Raw genomic sequence first — 3684 nt, 5'->3', positions numbered from 1 at the left:
CAAACGCCGAGCCATAGCGATCGCGCGGTAGAGCAGCTAGCGTAGTTGCATATTTTTGTGCTTCGTATTCGCTGGTGGCAAATTGCCACGGATCGGGATTTTCGCGATAGAGAGCTTCAAAAAAATCGGTATCGAGCGATTGTGAATTAGTTGATTTCATCAGATTTCCTCAAAATAAACTTCCCAGGGGCGGGTAAAATTAGTTAGTAACTCTGGGGTTAAATAAAAGCCGTCAGGATCGTCGTCGATTAATTCACCCAGTTGCGATTTGTAAGTCGCGATCGCTTGTTTTTTAGTGGCTAATACTCGCTCGATATCCAACCGCCAACCAGAGATGCGATCGAGATCTGGGAGTTTTTTTTGCTGTTGCACATCCCAGTCCCAAATCGGGTATTCAATGATTTGCGGCGAGATCCCCAAGCTCAAGATAGCAGCCTGAAATAATTGCCAAGTGGCACGATGATCGGGATGCGGATCGGCACGCCACGGTAGGAAGATCGTATCGGGTAAAGTTTGGCGTAAATATCTTTGACAGCGTAATTTTGCTGCCAAAAAAGTGGGGGCAGCGAGCGTCGGTACCGCGCCATCTTGAAGACCTAAAAAAGTAACTCGCGATCGATCTTCAATTCCCAAAATCTTTAATGCGGCGAGCGTCTCCAGTTCCCGGAGCGATCGTAGTGCGGGGGCGAGATATGTTTGGGAATTGGGATGCGATCCGGTACCATCGCTGACGATCGCCACTTTCACGTCATAACCTTTGGCACACATTAGCGCGATTGCGCCCCCACAACCGAGGGTTTCATCGTCGGGATGGGGCGCGACCACGACTGCCCGCTGGCGCGAAACCGCACTCAGATCTAGCAGGGGTAGCGTTTCGGGACGGGCTAATAAGATCTGGCTGCTGGCGTTCGCACTCTCGCCAGCCACTGGGGACAATGGCGACAACTTGGTGCTCCAGCGTCCCAGCGGGTAAGGGTCGTCGAGACTATCGTCCCTGCCGCTCTCCTCAGTCGGTCGATCGTTAAAATTTCGGGGTAGGTTCATGTGTCCACAGTGATTCGGTGGCAGCAGTTTGAAGCGCGTAGCGGCCTACAGTAGCCAGTGCGGCATCAAAAGCCGGTTGACGCAGATACAGAGTCAAGTCGCGAATAATCCGCTCGATCGGCTCTGGGGGTAGTAAGCCCCGCGTACCGACCGATCGCTCGACCAGTTGGATCGCGTCCATACAGATTTGCTCGATCGCGGTGCGCACCATATTCAGATATGCTACGAGCGTCGGTGCTCTAGGGCTAGGAGCTGCCGGATCGCCGGCAAAGATCGGGTGATACTGCTGGAGCATCTTGGCGGCACCCTGGAGCCAAAGCTGACCGCTTTCGATGCCGATCGCCATTTTGCCAAACCGCTCTTCTTGGTAAGGATCTTTGGTACGATCGATCGTCTGCAAAAATTGCCGAGCGGCGGTGAATAAGGCTTCGGCACCGCCGAGCTGGACGGCAGCAAACCGGACGACGCCCGCCGTCAACCACGGCTGGCGATAGTAATCTCCAGGCTGCCCGATCAGTTCGCTCTGGTCTAAGATTACGCCGGTAAAATCGACCTTATAACTAGCTGTTGCTTTCATGCCCGCCGGTTGCCACCAGTCGGGATCGATCGCGGTGGTGACTTCATCCATCGAGATGATACACAGTTGCCACTCGCCATTAGGCATGGTACCGCCGATGAAGGGTCGATCGACACAGCCGCAGCCCGTTGCAAAGGTTTTGGCACCTTCGAGGCGATATTTGCCCTGTCCGAGCGGGACGATCTTAACTCCATCTTGGGCTTCGGCATTCCACACGCCAAAAATTTTGTGGCGATCGCGTACATCGCGGGCGTACTTGGTAATTTGATCGGGGGTGCCAAAGGTCTGAAGTAGTTGCAATCCATTGACGTGGCCTTCGTAGATGCGCCCGACTGCTAAATTAGCCCGTCCGATCTGTTTTAAGATCTCTAGTAATGAGCCGATCGAGCTAGTCTCGTAGCCCAGTCCCAAGCCGCCGTATTTGGGTGCTAAAGGTGCTCTCAATAAACCCGCACTGGCGATCGATTCCAATTCGCGCTGTGGATAGACCCCATGTCGATCGATTGCTGCCGCATTTTGGGTGCAAAAACTGGCAATTTCAACTGTTTGTTGAAGCAGGTCATCTAAGTCGATTGGGGGTGGTTCGAGTTGGGAGGCGAGAGTGACTAGTTGGGCGGGCAAACGTATGGCAGTCAAAGCATTCTCCTCTACTTGCGTCCTAGCTTGGCGTGGGATTTACAAGATAATTTCTTTTAAATTATCTGAGGATTTTGGTTTTTTTTCCTCTACCGAACGGGAGATATGACTGAGGGATACTATTTTGAATTTTGGACTTTGCGGAGGCATTTAGGTAGGATTAGTAAAAGCATAGATCTTCGGGTACCCTCTCTAGCAAACACTCAGAATTAAATCGACGGCTCGTTTGACGCCGCCGGATTGGCGGACGATCGATTGCATTCTGTGGGCGTGGGTGCGGTAGTTGCTGTCGGTGAGAACGCGGTGGATCGCTTGTTTGAGTCGATCGACTGTTAATTGCTTGAGCGGTACCATTTCGCCTGCGCCGGTGCGGACGATCCGGGTGGCGATGCCTGGTTGCTCGTTGGTAATTGGGATGGCGACGAGGGGTACCCCTGCGCTGAGGCTGCCGATGGTGGTATTTAGCCCCGCGTGAGTGACGACCAAACTCGATCGAGCGATGAGGGCGGCATGGGGCGCATAAGCCACGACGATCGGATTTCCGGGCAATTGCAACTCGGTCGGATCGCGCTCTGGATCGCCGAGCGAAATGACTAGTTGGGCATCGAGATCGACGCAAGCAGCCGCGATCGTGTTGAAGATCTCCAACTGCTGATTCTGCAAAGTGCCCAAGGAGGCGTAGATTAACGGTTTATCGGTCAGTCGATCGAACGGAAAATCTAGTCCGGCAAAAGAGATCGGTTCGGCGGTCGCTGGGGCGAGAAATGGCCCCACATAATGCATCTGCGCTGATGCCTTGCGGGGAAAATCAAACTCTGGCGGCAACTGGGAAATCTGCAACAATTGGGAAAATCCCGCCTCGCGATCGGCTAGGGGCGGTAATTTCCACGCTCGGCGTTGGGTGAGGGTCTGTTGCCAGACAGTTTCGGTCAAATAATTGAGCAGCAGATTGCCCAATTGGTTGCGCGCTCGCGCCCACCAGGTATTTTGGTAAGTCCAGGTGGTAAAAAACGGCGGTACCATCGGTTCGCGATCGATCGGCAAGGCATTGCAAATCGTGACGAAGGGTAGGTTGAGAAACGCGGCAATGCTACTACCAGCACCAGTCACTTGGTCTACTAGCAAGAGGTCGATGCTGCTGGCCTCGATCGCCGCTGGTGCCTCGGCAAACAGCATCTTCACCTCCCGTCCCATCCATTCGAGGGTGTATTTCAAGCCGTCGAGGTTGCTTTTGCGCCCCAATTCTTTGTACATCCGATCGATTGCCCCTAGAGGAAATTCAGTGGCACCGAGCTGGGCGAATTCCAAACCAGCGACAGTTGCTACTCTAGCTTGAATATCGGGCACGCCAAACAGGGTGACGCGATGGCCGCGATCGAGCAATTCGCGGGCGATCGTACACATCGGATTGAGATGGCCGATCGCGC

3 protein-coding genes are annotated in these 3684 nt (G+C 53.8%); all 3 read right to left on the bottom strand.

All coding sequences use genetic code 11. The features are described 5' to 3' along the window. Positions 1-159 precede the first annotated feature (159 nt). Positions 160-1044 carry a PIG-L family deacetylase gene (locus RMO84_RS11595; protein ID WP_310488614.1) on the bottom strand — a complete coding sequence of 295 codons (885 nt, stop codon included), beginning with the start codon at positions 1042-1044 and terminating at the stop codon, positions 160-162. Further along, complete coding sequence (locus tag RMO84_RS11590) at positions 1022-2257, bottom strand: acyl-CoA dehydrogenase family protein (RefSeq protein ID WP_310488613.1); 1236 nt, start codon at positions 2255-2257, stop codon at positions 1022-1024. Before RMO84_RS11590 ends, RMO84_RS11595 begins: the two co-directional genes overlap by 23 nt. Positions 2258-2449: 192 nt before the next feature. Next, on the bottom strand, positions 2450-3684 hold a 1235-nt coding region (locus tag RMO84_RS11585; protein WP_310488612.1), incomplete at its 5' end, for a glycosyltransferase.

Origin of the sequence: Chamaesiphon sp. VAR_69_metabat_338 (assembly GCF_031423935.1) — a bacterium.
GTDB lineage: Bacteria > Cyanobacteriota > Cyanobacteriia > Cyanobacteriales > Chamaesiphonaceae > Chamaesiphon.
The sequence above is the reverse complement of the archived record's forward strand: the minus strand, read 5'-3'. Positions and strand labels throughout refer to the sequence as shown.

Coding starts and splice junctions, on each gene's coding strand:
- RMO84_RS11595 (WP_310488614.1), bottom strand. CDS start 1,044: ATGAACCTACCCCGAAATTTTAACGATCGACCGACTGAGGAGAGCGGC.